Source organism: Bradyrhizobium sp. CCGUVB23 (assembly GCF_024199885.1).
GTDB lineage: Bacteria > Pseudomonadota > Alphaproteobacteria > Rhizobiales > Xanthobacteraceae > Bradyrhizobium.
The window spans coordinates 3,958,197-3,976,620 of the sequence record NZ_JANADQ010000001.1; the positions used below are offsets into that span (position 1 = coordinate 3,958,197).

General features: G+C 64.4%; 18 protein-coding genes. 8 read left to right on the forward strand and 10 right to left on the reverse strand.

Annotated features, from left to right (window positions below; translation table 11 throughout):
• Positions 1–32: 32 nt before the first annotated feature.
• Positions 33–1,016: a YiiX/YebB-like N1pC/P60 family cysteine hydrolase gene (locus tag NLN62_RS18090; RefSeq protein WP_254109732.1), complete on the reverse strand. Its 984-nt coding sequence runs from the start codon at positions 1,014–1,016 to the stop codon at positions 33–35.
• Positions 1,017–1,206: 190 nt separating this feature from the next.
• On the opposite strand from NLN62_RS18090, the gene NLN62_RS18095 reads away from it, so the two are divergent.
• Positions 1,207–2,589: an NAD(P)/FAD-dependent oxidoreductase gene (locus tag NLN62_RS18095; protein WP_027525168.1), complete on the forward strand. Its 1,383-nt coding sequence runs from the start codon at positions 1,207–1,209 to the stop codon at positions 2,587–2,589.
• Between the two features lie 245 nt (positions 2,590–2,834).
• On the opposite strand, the gene NLN62_RS18100 is transcribed toward NLN62_RS18095, so the two are convergent.
• The 5 genes from NLN62_RS18100 to rpmI form a co-directional block, all read right to left on the reverse strand.
• The gene (locus NLN62_RS18100; RefSeq protein ID WP_254109733.1) at positions 2,835–3,605 is read right to left on the reverse strand and encodes a sulfite exporter TauE/SafE family protein; all 771 of its coding nucleotides are present in this window, start codon (positions 3,603–3,605) and stop codon (positions 2,835–2,837) included.
• Positions 3,606–3,660: 55 nt separating this feature from the next.
• Positions 3,661–6,069: a phenylalanine--tRNA ligase subunit beta gene (gene pheT, locus NLN62_RS18105; protein ID WP_254109734.1), complete on the reverse strand. Its 2,409-nt coding sequence runs from the start codon at positions 6,067–6,069 to the stop codon at positions 3,661–3,663.
• Between the two features lie 127 nt (positions 6,070–6,196).
• Entirely contained in the window at positions 6,197–7,279 is a 1,083-nt protein-coding gene (gene pheS / locus NLN62_RS18110) for a phenylalanine--tRNA ligase subunit alpha (protein WP_027528249.1), read from the reverse strand.
• A 189-nt stretch (positions 7,280–7,468) separates the two neighbouring features.
• Positions 7,469–7,828 carry a 50S ribosomal protein L20 gene (rplT, locus tag NLN62_RS18115; protein ID WP_027528250.1) on the reverse strand — a complete coding sequence of 120 codons (360 nt, stop codon included), beginning with the start codon at positions 7,826–7,828 and terminating at the stop codon, positions 7,469–7,471.
• 82 nt (positions 7,829–7,910) lie between these two features.
• Positions 7,911–8,111, reverse strand: a complete 201-nt coding sequence (gene rpmI / locus NLN62_RS18120; protein WP_008539890.1) for a 50S ribosomal protein L35 — start codon at positions 8,109–8,111, stop codon at positions 7,911–7,913.
• Positions 8,112–8,387: 276 nt separating this feature from the next.
• On the opposite strand from rpmI, the gene NLN62_RS18125 reads away from it, so the two are divergent.
• Entirely contained in the window at positions 8,388–8,789 is a 402-nt protein-coding gene (locus tag NLN62_RS18125) for a hypothetical protein (protein WP_254109735.1), read from the forward strand.
• Between the two features lie 59 nt (positions 8,790–8,848).
• Here NLN62_RS18125 and infC read toward each other — a convergent pair whose 3' ends face one another.
• A complete protein-coding gene (gene infC, locus NLN62_RS18130; RefSeq protein ID WP_027528252.1) occupies positions 8,849–9,388 on the reverse strand; it encodes a translation initiation factor IF-3 in 540 nt (179 codons plus the stop codon).
• 244 nt (positions 9,389–9,632) lie between these two features.
• Between infC and NLN62_RS18135 the strand changes: the two genes are divergently transcribed.
• From NLN62_RS18135 to NLN62_RS18145, 3 genes are all read left to right on the forward strand, one after another.
• Positions 9,633–10,421, forward strand: coding sequence for a carboxylesterase (locus NLN62_RS18135; protein ID WP_254109736.1), 789 nt, complete (start codon positions 9,633–9,635; stop codon positions 10,419–10,421).
• A gap of 192 nt (positions 10,422–10,613) precedes the next feature.
• Complete coding sequence (locus NLN62_RS18140; RefSeq protein ID WP_254109737.1) at positions 10,614–11,789, forward strand: IS481 family transposase; 1,176 nt, start codon at positions 10,614–10,616, stop codon at positions 11,787–11,789.
• 42 nt (positions 11,790–11,831) lie between these two features.
• Positions 11,832–12,299, forward strand: coding sequence for a nuclear transport factor 2 family protein (locus NLN62_RS18145; protein WP_254109738.1), 468 nt, complete (start codon positions 11,832–11,834; stop codon positions 12,297–12,299).
• A gap of 159 nt (positions 12,300–12,458) precedes the next feature.
• Here NLN62_RS18145 and NLN62_RS18150 read toward each other — a convergent pair whose 3' ends face one another.
• The 3 genes from NLN62_RS18150 to NLN62_RS18160 form a co-directional block, all read right to left on the reverse strand.
• Complete coding sequence (locus NLN62_RS18150; protein ID WP_254109739.1) at positions 12,459–13,256, reverse strand: acyl-CoA thioesterase domain-containing protein; 798 nt, start codon at positions 13,254–13,256, stop codon at positions 12,459–12,461.
• Positions 13,257–13,453: 197 nt separating this feature from the next.
• A complete protein-coding gene (gene queG / locus NLN62_RS18155; RefSeq protein ID WP_254109740.1) occupies positions 13,454–14,632 on the reverse strand; it encodes a tRNA epoxyqueuosine(34) reductase QueG in 1,179 nt (392 codons plus the stop codon).
• Complete coding sequence (locus tag NLN62_RS18160) at positions 14,581–15,273, reverse strand: glutathione S-transferase family protein (protein WP_027528257.1); 693 nt, start codon at positions 15,271–15,273, stop codon at positions 14,581–14,583. The genes queG and NLN62_RS18160 overlap by 52 nt, the downstream gene beginning before the upstream one ends.
• Positions 15,274–15,441: 168 nt before the next feature.
• Here NLN62_RS18160 and NLN62_RS18165 point away from each other — a divergent pair, with 168 nt between their 5' ends.
• The 3 genes from NLN62_RS18165 to NLN62_RS18175 all read left to right on the forward strand — a co-directional run bounded on the left by NLN62_RS18165 (position 15,442) and on the right by NLN62_RS18175 (position 18,423).
• Positions 15,442–16,248, forward strand: coding sequence for an undecaprenyl-diphosphate phosphatase (locus tag NLN62_RS18165; RefSeq protein ID WP_027528258.1), 807 nt, complete (start codon positions 15,442–15,444; stop codon positions 16,246–16,248).
• Positions 16,249–16,348: 100 nt separating this feature from the next.
• Positions 16,349–17,686 (forward strand): FAD-binding oxidoreductase, encoded by a 1,338-nt coding sequence (locus NLN62_RS18170; RefSeq protein ID WP_254109741.1) that lies wholly within the window; start codon positions 16,349–16,351, stop codon positions 17,684–17,686.
• On the forward strand, positions 17,683–18,423 hold the full coding sequence (locus tag NLN62_RS18175; RefSeq protein WP_254109742.1) for an SDR family oxidoreductase: 741 nt from the start codon (positions 17,683–17,685) through the stop codon (positions 18,421–18,423). Before NLN62_RS18170 ends, NLN62_RS18175 begins: the two co-directional genes overlap by 4 nt.
• Position 18,424: the final 1 nt, after the last annotated feature.

Sequence of the window (18,424 nt, forward strand, 5' to 3'; positions counted from 1 at the left end):
GGCTTTCGCCAGGACGACGTCGGGGTTGGCATCTACGCCGCGAAATCGCACGCCCGCGCACTGCGGCGGGGGTGGTACATGGCGATGCTCTTCAAAAACGGAAAGCGTTCCTTGACTGGAACGCGCGCGGCAGTATTGGCCTTGGCCGCACTCACTTCTTGAGCCGGAACTTCAGCCGGCGCTTCTTCGTCAAGCGCTTCAGGAACGAGCGGCGGCGAACGGAGCGTTTCTGGAAACACACTGAAAGTGCCCGCCACCTCCTCGAGCGGCTTCTGCTTGTCGGCCCAGTGCAAGGCCGTGTAGTCGAAGCCGTGCACGATGGTGGGTTTGACGACCTCGAAATAGGGCGAGATGTCGAAGTCGCGGGGCATGTAGAGCGAGGAATCGCGGATGTGCAGGATCTCGCGGCGCGCCTGCCGGCTGCCGGCCTTGGTGATCTTGGGCAGGATCGGATAGCGCACGGCGTCGAAGGCCTGCGCGATCAGCGCCGAGCAGATGATCTTGGTGGGATCGCCGGAGCCGATAGCGATCATGCGTCGCCGCCAGCGCTGCGGGATCGGCAGCGGGAACAGATAGCGCATCAGGTCCAGGATGTTCTTGGTGTCGTAGCCGAAGCCGATGCGGTTGATGGCGTAGCGGCAGACGGTGGTCCGATCCTCGTAGGACAGTCCCACCGGACGGCACAGCCTTGTATGATACGGAAAATATTTCGACAGCGGCGCGGAGGTGACGCCTTCCCCGATATTGGCCTCGATCAGCACATGCGGTTCGCCGTCGGGCTCGGCGGTCCCGTCAACCGGACCGACATAGAGGGCTGCGTGCGACCAGGTCGACTGCGTGAGATATTTGATGATGCCGGAGATGCGGTTGTTGCCCTCGACCAGCAGCACGTCGCCGGGCTGGATGACGCCGCGAAGATGCTCGGGATCGCTCGGCGTGAACGGCTCGTAGCCCGGCACCTCCTTGGAGAGGTACGCGGAAATCAACTTGCCGACTGAGTCTAGGACGGTCCCCATTGCGAGCTCCCCGCAGCCTATTCCGGCTGCCTTTTTCCCTTCTCTATCATGGTCGATACGCGTTGCAATTTGGTTCATTGCGCACGGCGATCAAGTACGATTGATTCACCATGATGGTTGCCGCGCTGCGCCAGATACGGCAAGGTTCGCTAGCTGTTCCCGTTCGCTTCAAGTCCCCGGAAACCATGACATGACAATCACGCGCCGCAGCTTCCTATCGGCGTCGGCGGCGTTCGCCGCAGCACCGGTCCTGCGCGCGACCGCGGCACCCCTGCCGCGCGAGGCCGACGTCGTCGTGATCGGCGCCGGCGCGGCCGGCATCGCTGCAGCGCGGCGGGTGATGGCGGCCAATCGCAAGGTCGTGGTGGTGGAAGCGGCAAGCCAGATCGGCGGCCGCTGCATCACGGACAGCACCACGTTCGATGCGGCGTTCGATCGCGGCGCGCGCTGGATGCACAACCCCGACACCAACCCGATGATCCGCCTTGCGCGTAGCGTCGGGCTCGACGTGTCACCGGCTCCCGTCGGTCAGAAGATGCGCATCGGCCGCCGCAACGCGCGCGCCGGCGAGACCGAGGAATTTCTGGCGGCGCTGGTGCGCGCCAATCGCGCCATTGATGAAGCATCGCGCGGCAAGCTCGACACCTCCTGCGCGTCGGTACTGCCCAAGGAGCTCGGCGACTGGGCGGGCACGGCCGAATTCCTGCTGGGCGCGAACTTTGCCGGCAAGGACCTCAAGGAGCTTTCGGTCATCGACAAGGCCCGCGCGCAGGACCGCAACTCCGCGATCGCCTGCAAGCAGGGTCTGGGCACGCTGATCACCAGGCTCGGCGAGCAGATGCCGGTTGCGCTGTCGACGCCGGCGAGCCGCATCCTCTGGAGCAACCGCGACGTCAGCGTCGAGACATCAGCCGGCAAGATTGTCGCGCGCGCCGCCATCATCACGGTCTCGACGAACGTGCTCACTGCAGGCGCGATCAAGTTCGCGCCTGACATCCCCAAGCGCACACTCGATGCAGCCTCCAAGCTCAGCCTCGGCAGCTACGATCACATCGTGCTGCAACTGCCGGGCAATCCGCTCGGGCTCGCGCGCGACGACATCCTGATCGAGCAGAGCAACTCGACCCGCACCGCGCAGCTGTTCGCCAATATCGGTGGTTCGTCGTTGTGCTCGATCGACGTCGGCGGCTCCTTTGGCCGCGACCTGTCGGAACAGGGCGAGCAGGCGATGGCTGCATTCGCCAGGGAATGGCTCACGAAACTGTTCGGCAGTGAGGCCACGGCGGGAATCAAGAAGATCAGCGCGACGCGCTGGAACGCCTCGCCGTTCGTGATGGGCGCGATGTCGGCGTCCGCGCCCGGTGGGCAGCTTTCGCGAAAAATCCTGACCGAGCCGATCGGCTGCATGTATCTCGCGGGCGAAGCGACGCACGATACGCTCTGGGGCACCGTCGACGGCGCCTGGGAGAGCGGCGAGCGCGCCGCCGAAGCCGCGCTCCGCCGCATCGGCGCGCTAAGGGATGAGCCTCCCGAATTGCCGACGCAATCGACGAAGCGGCGGCAGAAACGTTAGCCGTTGTTCTGTAAAAACGCCCCAAACTCAACTCGTCGTCCCGGCGAAGGCCGGGACCCATAACCACAGGGAGTGGTTATCGCACGAGATTGGTGACCACGAGTCTTCGCAAAACTACTCCCTGTGGTTATGGGTCCCGGATCTGCGCTTCGCTTGTCCGGGACGACGAGCGGAGTTTGGCGCGCGCGCTCGCCTTACGACACTAACCGGAGTCCTGGCTTTCACCAGGACGACCGTGGAGGGAATTACCGCAACACCCCATCCAACGCCGGCAGGCCAAAAATGACGGCCATCGCGATCAGCGCGTAGCAGATGGCGCGAAACACTTTTTCGCTGGCACGCCCGAACAGTGACGCGCCGAAGGCGACACCTGCCGCGTAGACCGGGCCGACGACAAGGGAGAGCAGCAGCGTATCGCGCGTGATCAGGCCGGTCGTCGCGTAGCTCACCATCGAAAACGAATCCGAGGCACCGAAGAACAGCACGATGTTGGCGCGGGCGACCGTCGCGACGATGGGGCGGCCGAGCCAGTAGCCGACGATCGGCGGGCCGCCGGTCTGCGCGAGGCCACTGCAAAAGCCGGAGAGGCCGCCGATGCCGACCGAAAGCCAGGCGTGATCCTTGCCGCGATAGCGCCAGCCCGACAGCAGAAGCATCAAGAGCGCGGCGACGAAGCAGGAGATGATCCAGCGCGTGGTGACGGGATCGAGCACGCTGAGGAAGTAGGTGCCGATGGGCACGCCGATCAGCGCGCCCAGCACGATCACGGCCGTGGCCTTGCGATCCGCCTTGCGCCAGGCGTCCGGAAGCAGCGGTGCCGCAGAGACGAAATCGATGATGAGCAGCAGTGCGGCGACGAGCCGCGGCTGCGCGACGCTGCTCGCAAGCGGCATGAAGATCAGCGCAGCGCCGAAACCCGAGAAGCCGCGCGCGGTGCCTGCGACGAACGCGATGGCGCAAAGCGCCATCGCAATGGTGAGGCTGACATCCCTGGGGAGGAGGTCGGAAAGACTCATGCTCTACAATTTCAGGAGCATGATGTTGTCCGAAAACCGCTTCGCACTTTCGGCATCATGCTCGCAGCGTGCCGCCGGTCTTCTTCGTCACCTCGGCCACGATCTTGGCGGCCACCGCTTCGATCTCCTGATCGGTCAGCGTCTTCTCGCGCGGCTGGATCGTCACCGCAATCGCGATCGACTTCTTGCCGTCGTCGATGCCCTTGCCTTCATAGACGTCGAACACGTTGACCGCGGTGATCAGCTTCTTGTCCACCGCCTGCGCCGTGCGGACGATGTCGCCGGCCTTCACGCCGCGATCGACGATGAAGGCGAAGTCGCGCGAGACCGGCTGGAACGCGGACAGCTCGATTACGGGCTTTGCCCGCGTCGGCTTCTTCTTGGCCTCGGGAATGCGGTCGAGGATCACCTCGAACGCCATCACGGGGCTGTCGGCGCCGAGCGCTTCCAGCGCGCGCGGGTGCATCTCGCCGAAATAGCCGAGCACGTTCTGCGGGCCGATCTGGATGGTGCCGGAGCGGCCCGGATGCAGCCATTTTGGTCCCCCCGCAACGATCTGCAGCGCCTGCATCGGCGCGCCGGCTGCAGCTAACACCGCCAGCGCATCGGCCTTGGCATCGAACGCGTCGGCCGCGGCAGAGCCCGACCAGTGACGGCCCAGGCCTTCCGACGCGGCAAAACCGCGACGAACACCCGACGCCGCCATGAATTGATCCTGCGGACGATCGCCCTTGAAGAGCTGCCCGACCTCGAACAGCGCGACATCGCCAAAACCGCGGTCGGCATTGGTCTGCGCTGCGGCGATCAGGCCCGGCAGCAGGCTCGGCCGCATGTCGGAGAGATCGGATGCGATCGGATTGGCGAGCTCGAGCTCGCGCTGGCCGCCGCCGAACAGTTCAGCCGCCGGCTTGGCGATGAACGACCACGTCACCGCCTCGACCATGCCTCGGGTCGCGAGCGCGCGCCTGGCCCGGCGGGTGCGGAGCTGCAGCACCGTCAGCACCGGCTTGCGCGCATCCTCGCCGCGCTCGAATGGCGTCTCCGGCACCTTGTCGACGCCAAAGATGCGGACGATCTCCTCGACGATGTCGGCCTTGCCGTGCACGTCGGTGCGCCAGGAGGGCACCGCGACCTTCACGGTCGGACCTGCGCCCGCCATCATGAAGCCGAGATGGCTGAGGATGCGCTTCATCTCGACCTGCGGCACCTCGATGCCGGAGAGACGCTTGACCTCGGACAGCGGGAAATCGATGACGCGGTCATCGCCGAAGGCCTTGCCGGTCACGAAGGTTTCCGACGGCGTGCCGCCGCACATCTCCATCACGAGCTTCGTCGCGAGCTCCAGGCCCGGCACCATGAAGGCCGGATCGACGCCGCGTTCGAAGCGGTAGCGTGCGTCGGAATTGATGCCGAGCTTGCGGCCGGTCTGCGCGATGTTGATCTCGTTCCACAGCGCCGATTCGATTAGCACGTCGGTGGTGTTCTCGTCGCAGCCCGAGGCCTCGCCGCCCATGATGCCGGCGAGCGATTCGACGCCATGCTCGTCGGCGATGACGCAGATGTCGGAGTCCAGATTGTAGTTGCGGCCGTCGAGCGCGAGCAGCCTCTCGCCGTCGCGGGCGCGGCGCACGAGGAGATTGCCCGTCACCTTCTTGGCGTCGAACACGTGCAGCGGGCGCGCGCGATCGAAGGTCATGAAGTTGGTGATGTCGACCAGCGCGTTGATCGGGCGCAGCCCGATCGCGGTCAGCCGCTTTTGCAGCCATTCCGGCGAGGGGCCGTTCTTCACCCCGCGCACCAGGCGCAGCGCGAACCCCGGACAGAGCGTCGTGTCCTCGACCATCACCTTCACCGGGCAGGGGAATTCGCCCTTCACGGCCTTGATGGTCGGATCCTTGAACTTGCCCATGTCGGCAGCGGCGAGGTCGCGCGCGATGCCGTGCACGCCGGTGCAGTCCTGCCGGTTCGGCGTCAGGTTGATCTCGATCACGGGATCGCCGAGGCCGGCCCATTCGGCATAGCCCGCGCCGATCGGCGCATCCGCCGGCAATTCCATGATGCCGTCGTGATCATTGGAAATCTGCAGTTCGGCCGCCGAGCACAACATGCCGCGGCTCTCGACACCGCGGATGGTGCCGACGCCGAGCGTGATGTCCTTGCCGGGAATGTAGGTCCCGGGGGCCGAGAACACGCTGACGAGCCCGGTGCGCGCATTCGGCGCGCCGCACACGACCTGCACCGGCGCACCGCCGTCACCGGTGTCGACCATGCAGACGCGCAGGCGATCCGCGTTCGGATGCTGCTCGGCGGAAATCACCTTCGCGATCGTGAAGGGTTTTAGCGCCTTCGCCTTGTCCTCGATGTTCTCGACCTCGAGCCCGATCATGGTGAGCTTCTCGGTGAGCTTGTCGAGCGTCTCGTCGGTATCGAGATGGTCCTTCAGCCAGGAGAGGGTGAATTTCATGGCTGCGTGCCTCGGGTCTGGTGAGTATTCACTGAGTTGCTTTGGTCGGTGTCAGAGCTCCCTCCCGCCTTGTGGGCCACAAGGGGGGAGGGAACGGAGAAAGACTTCGTGGGTCCGAGCACCACCATCACGCGCTCAGCCCTCCTGCCAGCGTCGGGACTTCCAGCGGCTTGAAGCCGTAGTGGGACAGCCAGCGGACGTCGCTGTCGAACAGCTGGCGCAGGTCGGCGATGCCGTATTTCAGCATGGCGATGCGGTCGATGCCCATGCCCCAGGCAAAACCCTGGTACTCGTCGGGATCGATGCCGCAGGCGCGCAGCACGTTCGGGTGCACCATGCCGCAGCCGAGAATCTCCAGCCAGTCCTCGCCCTCGCCGAAGCGGATCTCGCCCTTGTCGCGGCGGCACTGGATGTCGACTTCCAGCGACGGCTCCGTGAACGGGAAGAACGACGGTCGGAAGCGCATGTTGATGTGGTCGACCTCGAAGAACGCCTTGCAGAACTCGTGCAGGATCCATTTGAGGTGGCCGAGATGCGAGCTCTTGTCGATCACGAGGCCTTCGACCTGGTGGAACTGCGGCGTGTGGGTCGCATCCGAATCGATGCGGTAGGTGCGGCCCGGGCAGATCACGCGGATCGGCGGCTTCTGGCTCAGCATGGTGCGCACCTGCACCGGCGAGGTGTGGGTGCGAAGCAGCATGCGCGAGCCGTCCTCCTTCGGATGGAAGAAGAAGGTGTCGTGCATCTCGCGCGCGGGATGGCCGACCGGGAAGTTCAGCTTTGTGAAGTTGTAGTCGTCGGTCTCGACATCGGGACCTTCGGCGACCGAAAAGCCCATGTCGGCGAAGATGGTGGTCAGCTCGTCCCAGACCTGGCTCAGCGGATGGATACGGCCGGCCTCAGTCGCAGCGTCGCGCGGCGGCAAGGTGACGTCGATGGTCTCGGCAGCGAGCCGTGCATCGAGCGCTGCCGACTTCAGGACGTCGCGCCGCGCGGCAAGCGCCTGGCCGACCTTGTCCTTGGCCTGGTTGATCGCCGCGCCTTGGGTCTTGCGTTCGTCGGGCGACATTTTTCCGAGCGTGGCAAGCAGCGCGGAGATCGAGCCCTTCTTGCCGAGCGCGGAGACGCGGACGGCTTCGAGCGCGGCCTCGTCGTTGGCGGCCGCGACATCGGCGATGATCTGGGATTCGAGGTTGGCAAGATCGGTCATGGCAATCCCTTTTGGCCAGGATGCGTAGCCGATGCTCCTAGCCCGTCACACCCGGCGTTTCGCCGGGCATCCACGTCTGAGAAGTGTGTTTGCGCGAGAGATGACGGCCAGGGCAGTTAAAGCGCGACAACGCGCCTTGGCCCGGGCCATCACAAGCTGAAAGCTGCGCAGAGCACAGTGGAGGACGGCTTACGCCGCCAGCGCGGCCTTGGCCTTCTCGGCGATCGCCTGGAACGCGGCGGGCTCGCGGATCGCGAGATCCGACAGCACCTTGCGGTCCACGGTAATGCCCGACTTGGCAAGGCCGTCGATAAATCGGCTGTAGGTCAGGCCGAACGGACGCACGGCGGCATTGAGGCGCTGGATCCAGAGCGCGCGGAAGGTGCGCTTGCGGCGCTTGCGGTCGCGGAAGGCATACTGCGCGGCCTTCTCGACGGCCGGCTTGGCGGCGCGGATCGTGTTCTTGCGGCGGCCGTAGAAACCCTTGGCGGCCTTGTAGACTTTCTTGTGCTTGGCGTGGGCGGTCACACCGCGTTTGACGCGAGACATGACAAAAATCCTTCAGAGATGACTTTGGTTTTCGGAAGCGCCTGCGCGGACGCAGGCTCGGCTGAATTGATCGTGGACGCGATCAGGCGTTCGGCAAGAAGTACTTCTTGACGTTGTCGCCGTCGGTCTTGAACAGCACGCGGGTGCCGCGGAGCTGACGGATCTGCTTCTTCGTCCGCTTGATCATGCCGTGACGCTTGCCGCGCTGGGCGTGCATCACTTTGCCGGTAGCAGTCACCTTGAAGCGCTTTTTAGCGCCCGACTTGGTCTTCAACTTGGGCATTTGGCTCTCCTAATGGCCATAACAGAGTACCGCCCGCGAAGGCGGCTGGCCGTCAAAAATGCTCGTTAGAGCGTTGATTGTGCTCAAGTTTCTACGAACCAGCGTGAAACCCGCACGGGCACCGCCACGGCAGCCCTTAAATCAGCCGGGCGATGAAGGCTGGGCTTATGGCAGAGGTGAGGCCAATTGGCAATGATGAACCGCGGAAACGGGCTCGCAGACTATTTGACGTTGCCACTCTTATTGTCATGCCTTGCCGCCTGGAGGCGGACCAAAATGGCCCATTTTCCGCAGTCGCTTTCGTCTCGTGTTCTTCCCCGCCTTGGCACCGTTGCACTCCTCGCCGTGATCGGTGCCGCCGCACTGCCATCAGCCGCCGATGCCCGGCTTGGCGGCTATGACGGGGTCTGGAACGTCACCTTTGCCACCACGCGCGGCAATTGCAGCTCCGGCTACATGGTTCCGTTCACGGTGATCGGCAGCCGCGTGACCTCGGCCGGCGGCGGCCGGGTATCCGGTAGGGTCAACCGCGCCGGTTCCGTTGCGGTCCAGGTCTCGGTCGGCGCCTCCCATGCCAGTGGCGGCGGCCGGCTTGCAGGTAGCGCCGGTGCCGGCTCCTGGAGCGGAATCATCTCCGGCGACCGCTGTAGCGGCACCTGGCAGGCGACGCGAAGCTGAAAACGAAACGGCCCGCCAGATGCTGACGGGCCGTTGACCTCATAAGAGCTAAATCCGGCTCAGCGCGGCGCCAGCACCATGACGACCTGGCGGCCCTCGAACCTGGCGTCCTGCTCGACCTTGGCGAGCTCGGCGACGTCGCTCTTGATCTTGTCCAAAAGCTTGGTGCCGATCTCCTGGTGCGCCATTTCGCGGCCGCGATAGCGCAGCGTGATCTTGACCTTGTCGCCCTCTTCGAAGAACCGCTGCATCGCGCGCATCTTCACGTCGTAATCGTGATCGTCGATCATCGGGCGGAGCTTGATCTCCTTGATCTCGACGGTCTTCTGACGCTTGCGGGCTTCAGCGGCCTTTTTCTGGGCGGAATACTTGTACTTCCCGTAGTCCATAATCTTGCAGACGGGAGGGCTGGTATTCGGCGAAATCTCCACGAGATCCATGCCGGCTTCCTGGGCCATCTTGATGGCCATCATGGTCTCGACCGTACCTTTGTTGTCACCGGTCTGATCGATCAGCTGGATCTGCGCATTGCGAATATCATCATTGATGCGCGGCCCGTCTTTGGCGGCAGGGGCCGGGGCTCTATTGGGACGACGAATGTTGGTTCTCCAAAGTTGTGAACGAAGCGGGTAGTCTGAAGGAAGATGCGTCTGCGGGCAAGCAAGTCGCGCCTCGCACGCGAAAAACCCTCAAATGCGAGGCATTTTGGTCACGCCCATCCCCACGCCGCTCGACATAGACACCTTGTCCCGGTTCCGCAAGCGTCCCTAAAGGCCAATGCCGATCCGGGCGTGCCGCGGAAGCACCAGACAGCTCAAACCGCACAGCAAGAGTAAACGTTCCATGACGAATTCGACTGCCAACCAGGCTCCCACCTTCATCGATGTCGGCGAGGGTCCATCGCCGCGGCGGATCGCAGTCCGCAGCCGGGCCGGGAAGGGGCCCGGGCTGTTCTGGCTCGGCGGTTTCAAGTCGGACATGCAGGGCACCAAGGCCGTGGCGCTGGACGATTGGGCGGCGGCGCATGGCCGCGCCTCGGTCCGGTTCGACTATTCCGGCCACGGCGAATCCGGCGGCAATTTTGCCGACGGCACTATCGGCCGATGGCTCGAGGAAAGCGTCGCGGTGTTCGAGCGGTTCTGCGAGGGCCCGCAAGTTGTGATCGGTTCCTCCATGGGCGGCTGGATGGCGCTGCTGCTCGCGCGCGAAATCAGGAAGCGGGCCGGCAGAGCGTCGCTGGCGGGCCTGGTGCTCATCGCGCCGGCGCCTGATTTCACGGAAGAACTGATGTGGAAGAATTTCCCGGCCAATGTGAAGAAGGAGATCGAGACCACGGGCCTCTGGCTTCGGCCGTCGGAGTATGGCGACGGCTCGCCCTATCCGATTACGCGAAACCTGATCGAGGAAGGCCGCAACCATCTTCTGCTCGGCAGCGCCATCGACGTCGGCTGTCCCGTGCGCATCCTGCAGGGCGCCAAGGACCCCGACGTGCCGTGGCAGCACGCCTTTGCACTGACGCACCGACTGCCCGCCGATGACGTCGTGCTGACGCTGATCCAGGACGGCGATCACCGCCTGTCGCGCCCGCAGGACATCGCGCGCATCCTTGCCGCGGTCGCGGAGATCGGGTGAAGTTTCGAGCTCGATGTCATTGCCCGCGAAAGCGGGCAATCCAGTACTCCGAGACGCCTGCGATTGAACGGTGAAGCCGCGGCGTACTGGATGCCCCGGTCAAGTGTTTAGGCCGGACAGATCACTGACGGGTGTTCGGAGACATAGCTGACACATCAACATTGGCTGGATTGGTCGATTCGGGGTCCGTCCATGCCGTGGAACGAGGTGTCAGTAGTGGATCAGCGACGCGAGTTCGTGCGACTTGCCTTGCAGGAGGGGGCGAACCGCCGGGAGTTGTGCCGGCGGTTCGGCATCAGTCCTGATGTCGGGTACAAGTGGCTGAGACGATGGCAGGCCGGCGATCGGGAACTGGCGGATCAGTCCCGTCGTCCGAAGGCGATGCCCAAGCGCAGCGACGCTGCAATGGAGGCGCAGGTCGTGGCTGTGCGCGATAAGCATCCAGCTTGGGGAGCACGCAAGATCGCCCATTGCCTGAAGCGCGATGGGCAGGCTGTGCCGGTGCCGTCAACCGTGCATCAGATCCTGTGTCGGAACGACCGGATCAAGCCGAGCGAGAATGCGCCACCCAACCCCGGACATCGCTTCGAGAAGGAGGCGCCCAATCAGTTGTGGCAGATGGACTTCAAGGGTCACCTGCCGCTCGGCGATGGGACGCGATGTCATCCGCTGACCATTGTTGACGATCATTCGCGCTATGTCATGTGCCTGAAGGCATGCGCGAACGAGCAGCGCCCCACCGTGCAGAAGCATCTGACAGCCACCTTCCGTCGTTATGGTCTGCCGGAGGCCTTCTACACCGATAACGGTTCCCCCTGGGGCGACACGTCGGGTGTTCGCTGGACCGGGCTGAAGGTATGGCTGCTCAAGCTCGGCATCAGGGTGGTCCACGCCAGACCGTGCCACCCGCAGGGCCGTGGCAAGAACGAACGCTTCCATCGCACGCTCAATGCCGAGGTGTTTGCCATGCGTCGCTTCCGCACCCTGCCGGAAGTTCAGCGCGCCCTCGACGCCTGGCGCATGGTCTACAACCTGGAGCGACCTCACGAGGGGCTCGCCATGAATGTGCCCGCCGACCGCTTCCGACCGAGCTCTCGTGCCATGCCCGCGCGCGTTCCGCAGGTCGAGTATGACAGCAGCGAGACCGTGCGCAGGGTCTCATCGACGAGACCCTACATCTCCTTCAAGGGACGGTTCTGGAAAGTCCCCCAGGCCTTCGCTCGCGAGCGCCTGGCCATCCGCCCCCTCGATCGCGATGGCCACTACGGAATCTTCTTTGCCAGCTGGCAGGTCGCAGCAATCGACTTGACCAATGGCCAACCTGTCAGTGATGTGTCCGAACAGGTGTCAGCCATGTCCCCGGACTAAACATCAAGCCGGGGCATGACAGACAAGTGTGAGGAGAGGCCCATGACCATCACCGCCATGCTGCGCGCGTTCTGCGACGCGGTCGAGCAACGCAATGGCAAGGCCTTTGCCGATCTCTTCACTGAGGACGGCGTCTATCACGACGTGTTCTACGGCGCCTTCGGCGGTCGCGCGGCGATCGCCGAGATGATCGACGACTGGTTCTATCGCACGGCGACCGATTTCCACTGGGACATGCATGAGCCGGTGTCCGACGGTACCACGCTCTATGCGCGCTACACCTTCAGCTATCGCTCGACGCTGCCGGAAGCGAAGGGTGCGCGCGCGATGTTCGAGGGTGTTGCGATCATGAAGCTCAGGGACGGTGGAATCGCGGAGTACCACGAGGTCGCCAACACCGCGCCGGCCTTCGTCGACCTGAAATTCGCCCCGGAGCGCATCGCGAAGATCGTTGCCAAGCAAGGCGCAGCGCTCAAGGCGCGGCCGGAGATGAAGCGGCATCTGGCGTGAGTCTCTCCACACTGTCATTCCGGGGCGCGCCACTTGGCGCGAGCTATGATGCGCAATTGCGCATCTGAGAATCCATACTCCCGACTGGTGGTTATGGATTCCGGGCCTACGCCTTCGGCGCATCCCGGAATGACGACGTGGAGAGATAGAAGCGCGCGCCTACCGCTTCGACGGATTTGCCATCGGCTTGCGCTGCGCCAGTGCGGCCACCGTCGAGGTGCCGATCGGTCCCTGCTCGTCATGGAGCCAGCATTCGCCGATCGCGATGCCGTCGGCGGAGTGGTGGTTCACCACCTCGAAGCCGATCCATTCCGTCACCGGCAGGCGATGCAGATACACGGTGACGTCGCTGTTGATGAAGGCGAGCCCCTGATCGCCGGCATTGGCGAATGGGCTGGCGAAATCCGCAGCCACCGCGACGCGCGTGAATGGCGTCAGCGCAAAGCCGTCGACCAGCTCGCGCACCTCGCTCATCCAGAGCCGGCGCGGACCGAGCGAGCCCATATGGCCGACAATGGGCCGCGTCGTCCATTTGCCGTGCATGCCGAGGCGCGGATCGGTTGGCGTTGGAATATCGGCAGGCTTCGGTGCGTCCCAATTCGGCGGCGACCAGATGCTGCCGTCCGGATTTTGCGTCCGCCGCAACAGCTGACACGAGGCGCGCGCCATGCTGACTCCGCCGGAGACGAATTCCGCCTCCACCACGCGGATGCGTAGACCGTCGCGCACGAGCCGCGTGGTGATCTCGACCGGCTTGTCGATTGTCGGCAGGCGAAACATGTCGACCGTGAGCCGCGCCGGCACGAATTCGGGGCCGCAGCAGCGCTGCTCGATGCCGAAGCCGAGCAGGCCGACAATAACGCGTCCGTGCAGCGACTTCGGATCCCAGGGACCGTTGGCAACTTCCGTCGGATGGAATGTATTGCCGGTGCGCGTGAAGAAGGGCGTAGCTGTCATGACGCGCGACCTTGAAGGAACGCGCGGGGAAATCAAGGTCCCCAACCCTCATGGTGAGGAGCACTGTGTGCGTGCCTCACATACCGCTGTCATCGTCCGCGAAGGCGGACGATCCAGTATTCCAGAGGCGGTGACGAATACGGAGAAGCCGCGGCGTACTGGATGCCCCGGTCAAGCCGGGGCATGACGGCGGAGGGTTAGGAGGCCGCGCGCCACTCCTCGCGCACGCTGTCGTCGTGCTCCGCGGGCATCGCGGCCGTCCTCATCGCCGCAAAGTCCTCGTGCGACAACAATTGCCCCAGCGCCCACACCGCCGCTCCGCGCACCAGCGGGCTTGCATCGTCCAGCAATCGCCGTGCCTCCTCCGCCAGTGCCGCATCGCCGGAGTTGCCGATCGCGATCAGCACGTTGCGCAGGAAGCGATCGCGGCCGATGCGCTTCACCGGCGACTTCGTGAACAGCGCGCGGAACGCCGCGTCGTCGAGCCGCGCGAGCTCGGCCAGATCAGGCGCGCGCAGCGCCTCGCGTGCGGCGAGCTTTGCCTCGCGGCCCTCTTGCGCGAACTTGTTCCAGGGGCAGGCGGCGAGGCAGTCGTCGCAGCCATAGATGCGGTTGCCGAGCGCCTTACGGAATTCGTGCGGGATCGGCCCCTTGTTCTCGATGGTCAGGTAGGAGATGCAGCGCCGCGCATCGAGCTTGTAGGGCGCGGGAAACGCCGCGGTCGGGCAGATGTCGAGGCATGCACGGCACGAGCCGCAATGATCGATCTCGCTCTCATCGCGCGGCAGCTTCAGCGTGGTGTAGATCGCGCCGAGGAACAGCCAGGAGCCGAACTCGCGCGAGACGAGGTTGGTGTGCTTGCCCTGCCAGCCGAGATGTGCAGCCTGTGCCAAGGGCTTCTCCATCACGGCCGCGGTGTCGACGAACACCTTGACCTCGCAAGGTGCAGTCGCGACCAGCCAGCGCGCCAGCGCTTTCAGGCGTTTCTTGATCAGGTCGTGATAGTCGTCGCCCTGCGCATAGACCGAGATCGCGGCGCGAGAGCGCTGCTTCAGGATCTCCAGCGGATCTTGATCGGGGCCGTAATTGACGCCGAGCATGATCACGGAACGTACGTCGCTCCACAGACCGCGCGGATCGACGCGACGCTCCGGCTGCGCCGCAAGCCAATCCATGTCGCCATGGGCTCCGGCCGCAATGAACTCGAGAAAGTGCTTTCCGGCGCCTTCGATCGCGCCCGGCTCAGTGACGCCGATGCAGTCGAAGCCCAGGGTTCGCGCCTCGCGCGCAAGCGCCGTCTTCAGGTCGGACAGATCGGCTTCGGTCAGAAATCCAGGTCCACATAGGTCCGCGACGCCGGCACGCCGGCCAGCCATTCGCTGAGCAGCGGGCGGAACGAGGGGCGGGATTTGACCCGCGCGTACCACGCCTTTGCTGCGTCGTCCTCGCTCCATGGCACGTCGCCCAGATAGTCGATCGCCGAAAGATGCGCCGCGGCGGCGAGATCCGCATAGGTCGGCCGGTCGCCGGCGAGGAAGTTTCGCGTCTGCGCCAGCCAGCCGATATAGGCCAGATGATAGCGCACATTGGCCTTGGCGGCGCGCATCACGTCCGCCGAGGGCGGGCCGCCGCCATTCTCCTCGCTCATGAAACGCTTGTAGATGCGTTCGGTCACCAGCGGGTGAGACACTTCCTCGAAGAATTTTTCGTTGAACCACGCCATCAGCCGCCGCACCTCGATGCGCTCGGCAATTGTTTCCGGCATCAGCCGCTTGACGCCCATCGCGGCGCCATGGGCCTCGTCGATATATTCGGCGATGATCGTGGCGCCAGGAACTGACGGCTGGTCCTCGGTCGCCAGCACCGGGGTGGTGCCCGCCGGATTGAGCGTCAGAAAGGCCTCGCGCCGTTCCCAGACGCGCTCTTCCACCAGCTTCAGGTCGAGCCCGTACTCGCCGATGATCAGGCGAATGAAGCGCGAATGCGGGCAGAACGGGTGATGAAACAGCGTGAACATGCCTTTGACTATGTCGGGGGTGCTTAAGAATCCATCAATGTTTGTTCGGCGCCAGACTAGTCTTCCAAAACCGCGAGGCAACCCCGTGTAACTCGCATTTAGCGATTGCGGCAGAGGGACGAATAGGCGAGAAGAGCCCCGCTTTTCCTGCCGAAATGGATCGTAAATATGTCAGACGCAATACGGGCAGTGATCCTCGGCATCATCGAGGGCGTGACCGAGTTCCTCCCCGTTTCCTCCACCGGACACCTTCTGCTTGCCGAGCGCTTCTTTGGTCTCGGCGAAGGCGCGTTCTGGGACTCCTTTACCGTCCTGATCCAGCTCGGCGCGATCCTCGCGATCGTCGGCCTCTACTTCAAGAAGCTGTGGGATGTCGCGATCGGCATGTTCTCGGGCGATGCCTATGCGCGCCGCTTCGTGATCGGCGTGCTGGTCGCGTTCCTCCCCGCGGTCATCGTCGGCCTCGTTGCCGGCAAATACATCAAGAGCATGCTCTTCAATCCATGGGTGGTGTGCTTCACGCTGATCGTCGGCGGCGCCATCCTGCTCTGGGTTGATCAGCTCGATCTCAAGCCGCGCGAGCATGATGCGACGCGGTTTCCGCTTCTGACCTATCTGTTGATCGGCATTGCGCAATGCCTGGCGATGATTCCGGGCGTGTCGCGCTCGGGCGCCAGCATCGTCGCCGCGATGCTGCTCGGGGCGGACAAGCGCGCGGCGGCGGAATTCTCGTTCTTCCTCGCCATCCCCACCATGATCGGCGCCTTCGCCTATGACTTTTACAAGAACCGCGGCGAGATGACGATGGACCACATGGGCATCGTCGCGATCGGCTTCGTGGTGTCGTTCGTCACCGCGATCATCGTGGTGAAGACCTTCCTCGAATACGTCACGCGCCATGGCTTCACGCTGTTCGCCTGGTGGCGCGTCATCGTCGGCTCGCTCGGCCTGATCGCGCTGGCGCTGGGGCGGTAATTCCGTCGACAATCGCGCAGCTTTCTCAACGTAATGTAAGTGTTTCGACGGTAGGCAGTTTCCAAAGCAGGCCGGCTTGCGCCTCGCGAAGGAGCTGAACATGGCGCTGATCAGCGGCTGGGGACGTTTCCCGGTCGTCGATACCGACCTCCTGACGCCGCGATCGTTCGGTGCGGTCGGCGATGCCATCGCCGCGACCTCCGGCGGTGTCGCGCGTGGCAACGGCCGCGCCTATGGCGATGCCGGCATCGGCGTCAGCCAGACCCTCGCCATGACCGCCTTCGACCGCGTCAGGTCGTTCGATCCGGCGACCGGGCGCATTCGCCTCGAGGCCGGCGTGCTGCTGTCAGACCTGATCGAGACGTTCGGTCCGCGCGGCTTTCTGCCTTACGTCGTGCCGGGCACCCGCTTCGTTTCGGTCGGCGGTGCCATCGCTGCCGACGTGCACGGCAAGAACCATCATTGCGAGGGCGGCTTCGGCCGCTATGTCGACAGCATCCTCTTGCGCACCGGTGCGGGCGAGACCATCGAGGCCTCGCGCGAGGCGAATCCGGATGTCTTTCTCGCCACCATCGGCGGCATGGGGCTGACCGGTGTGATCCTCGAGGCGACGCTCAGGCTCCGGCCGGTCGAGACCGGCTGGATCCGCGAGCGGGTGATCTCGGCGTCCGATCTGCATGCGGCGATGCGCGCGCTCGATGCCGGCGACTCCGCGACCTATTCGGTGGCGTGGATCGATTGCGTGGCGCGCGGCAGTGACCTCGGCCGCTCGCTGATCTATCTCGGCGAGCACGCCCGCGCGAGCGAGCTGCCTGATGGTGCCGAAGTCTTTCCCCGCGGACAGGATCCGCGGCTCAACGTGCCCATCGACTTTCCGTCGATGACGCTGAACCGCTTCTCGGTCCGGGCCTTCAACGAGCTCTATTACCGAATGGGCGCACGGCGCGCCGGCGGCAGTCATTTGGTCTCGATCTTTCCCTATTTCTTTCCGCTCGACGGCGTCGGCGCCTGGAACCGCATCTACGGCCGCCGCGGTTTCCTCCAGCATCAATGCGTGATCCCGCACGAGGGCGCGCTTGGCGTGCTCGGTGACATCCTCGATCGCGTCTCGCGGCGCGGCGATGCCTCGTTCCTCGCCGTGCTCAAGAAGCTCGGCCAGGGCGACGGCCTGATGTCGTTTCCGATGCCCGGCTACACGCTGGCGCTGGATTTCCCGGCGACCGGAAACATCATGAATTTCCTCGACGAGATCGACCGTATCGTCGTCGCCGCCGGCGGCCGCCTCTATCTCGCGAAGGACGCGCGTCAGTCGCGCAGCACCTTCGAGGCTGGCTATCCGGCCCTGCAACGCTTCAAGGAGATCCGGGCATCGCTCGATCCCATGGCAAAAATCCGCTCAAAGCTTTCGCAGCGACTGTTTGATGAGGTGCAGCCGTGAACTCTCGCAAGATCGTGCTGGTGTTAGGGGGCAGCTCCGATATCGGACGCGCCACCGCGCGCAGCTTCGCCAAGGCCGGCTGGGATGTTCAGCTCGCTGGCCGCGATGCCGCGGCGCTCGAACCGGATGCTGCTGACCTGCACGCGCGCTATGGCATCGGCGCCAGCACGCATCGCTTCGACGTGCTGGATACCGCTTCGTTCGACGGCTTCGTAGCTGGTTTGCCGGCGCTACCCGATGTCGTCATCTCGATCGTCGGCCTGCTGGGCTCGCAGGAAACGGCAGAGCGCGATCTCGATCACGCCACGACGATCATGCGCTCCAACTACGAAGGCCCGGCGCTGATCCTCGGCCTGTTCGCCGAAAAATTTTTGGCGCGCGGCAGTGGCTCGATCGTCGGGGTGTCCTCGGTCGCGGGTGACCGCGGCCGTGCCTCGAATTACGTCTACGGCTCCGCGAAGGCCGGGTTTTCCGCATTCCTGTCGGGCCTGCGCGCCCGCGCCAGCCGAAGTGGCGTTCACGTCGTTACCGTCAAGCCCGGCTTCGTGCGCACCAAGATGACCGAGGGCATGAAGCTGATCGGCCCGTTGACCGTGGAGGCTCCCGTCGTTGGGGATGCCATCTTTGGCGCCGTCGAGCGCCGGACCGACGTCGTCTATGTCAGCGGCAAATGGCGCCTCGTGATGTTCATCATCAAGGCGCTGCCCGAAGCCGTGTTCAAGAAGCTGAAGTTCTGAA

Excerpts from the sequence above, each read along its gene's own strand:
- queG (WP_254109740.1), bottom strand. The coding sequence starts at position 14,632 with ATGGCTGGCCGGCGTGCCGGCGTCGCGGACCTATGTGGACCTGGATTT.
- rpmI (WP_008539890.1), bottom strand. The coding sequence starts at position 8,111 with ATGCCCAAGTTGAAGACCAAGTCGGGCGCTAAAAAGCGCTTCAAGGTG.
- NLN62_RS18135 (WP_254109736.1), top strand. The coding sequence starts at position 9,633 with ATGACGAATTCGACTGCCAACCAGGCTCCCACCTTCATCGATGTCGGC.
- NLN62_RS18150 (WP_254109739.1), bottom strand. The coding sequence starts at position 13,256 with ATGACAGCTACGCCCTTCTTCACGCGCACCGGCAATACATTCCATCCG.
- pheS (WP_027528249.1), bottom strand. The coding sequence starts at position 7,279 with ATGACCGATCTTGCCAACCTCGAATCCCAGATCATCGCCGATGTCGCG.
- NLN62_RS18160 (WP_027528257.1), bottom strand. The coding sequence starts at position 15,273 with ATGTTCACGCTGTTTCATCACCCGTTCTGCCCGCATTCGCGCTTCATT.
- NLN62_RS18090 (WP_254109732.1), bottom strand. The coding sequence starts at position 1,016 with ATGGGGACCGTCCTAGACTCAGTCGGCAAGTTGATTTCCGCGTACCTC.
- NLN62_RS18095 (WP_027525168.1), top strand. The coding sequence starts at position 1,207 with ATGACAATCACGCGCCGCAGCTTCCTATCGGCGTCGGCGGCGTTCGCC.
- NLN62_RS18100 (WP_254109733.1), bottom strand. The coding sequence starts at position 3,605 with ATGAGTCTTTCCGACCTCCTCCCCAGGGATGTCAGCCTCACCATTGCG.
- NLN62_RS18145 (WP_254109738.1), top strand. The coding sequence starts at position 11,832 with ATGACCATCACCGCCATGCTGCGCGCGTTCTGCGACGCGGTCGAGCAA.
- rplT (WP_027528250.1), bottom strand. The coding sequence starts at position 7,828 with ATGTCTCGCGTCAAACGCGGTGTGACCGCCCACGCCAAGCACAAGAAA.
- NLN62_RS18165 (WP_027528258.1), top strand. The coding sequence starts at position 15,442 with ATGTCAGACGCAATACGGGCAGTGATCCTCGGCATCATCGAGGGCGTG.
- NLN62_RS18140 (WP_254109737.1), top strand. The coding sequence starts at position 10,614 with ATGCCGTGGAACGAGGTGTCAGTAGTGGATCAGCGACGCGAGTTCGTG.
- NLN62_RS18170 (WP_254109741.1), top strand. The coding sequence starts at position 16,349 with ATGGCGCTGATCAGCGGCTGGGGACGTTTCCCGGTCGTCGATACCGAC.
- NLN62_RS18125 (WP_254109735.1), top strand. The coding sequence starts at position 8,388 with ATGGCCCATTTTCCGCAGTCGCTTTCGTCTCGTGTTCTTCCCCGCCTT.
- pheT (WP_254109734.1), bottom strand. The coding sequence starts at position 6,069 with ATGAAATTCACCCTCTCCTGGCTGAAGGACCATCTCGATACCGACGAG.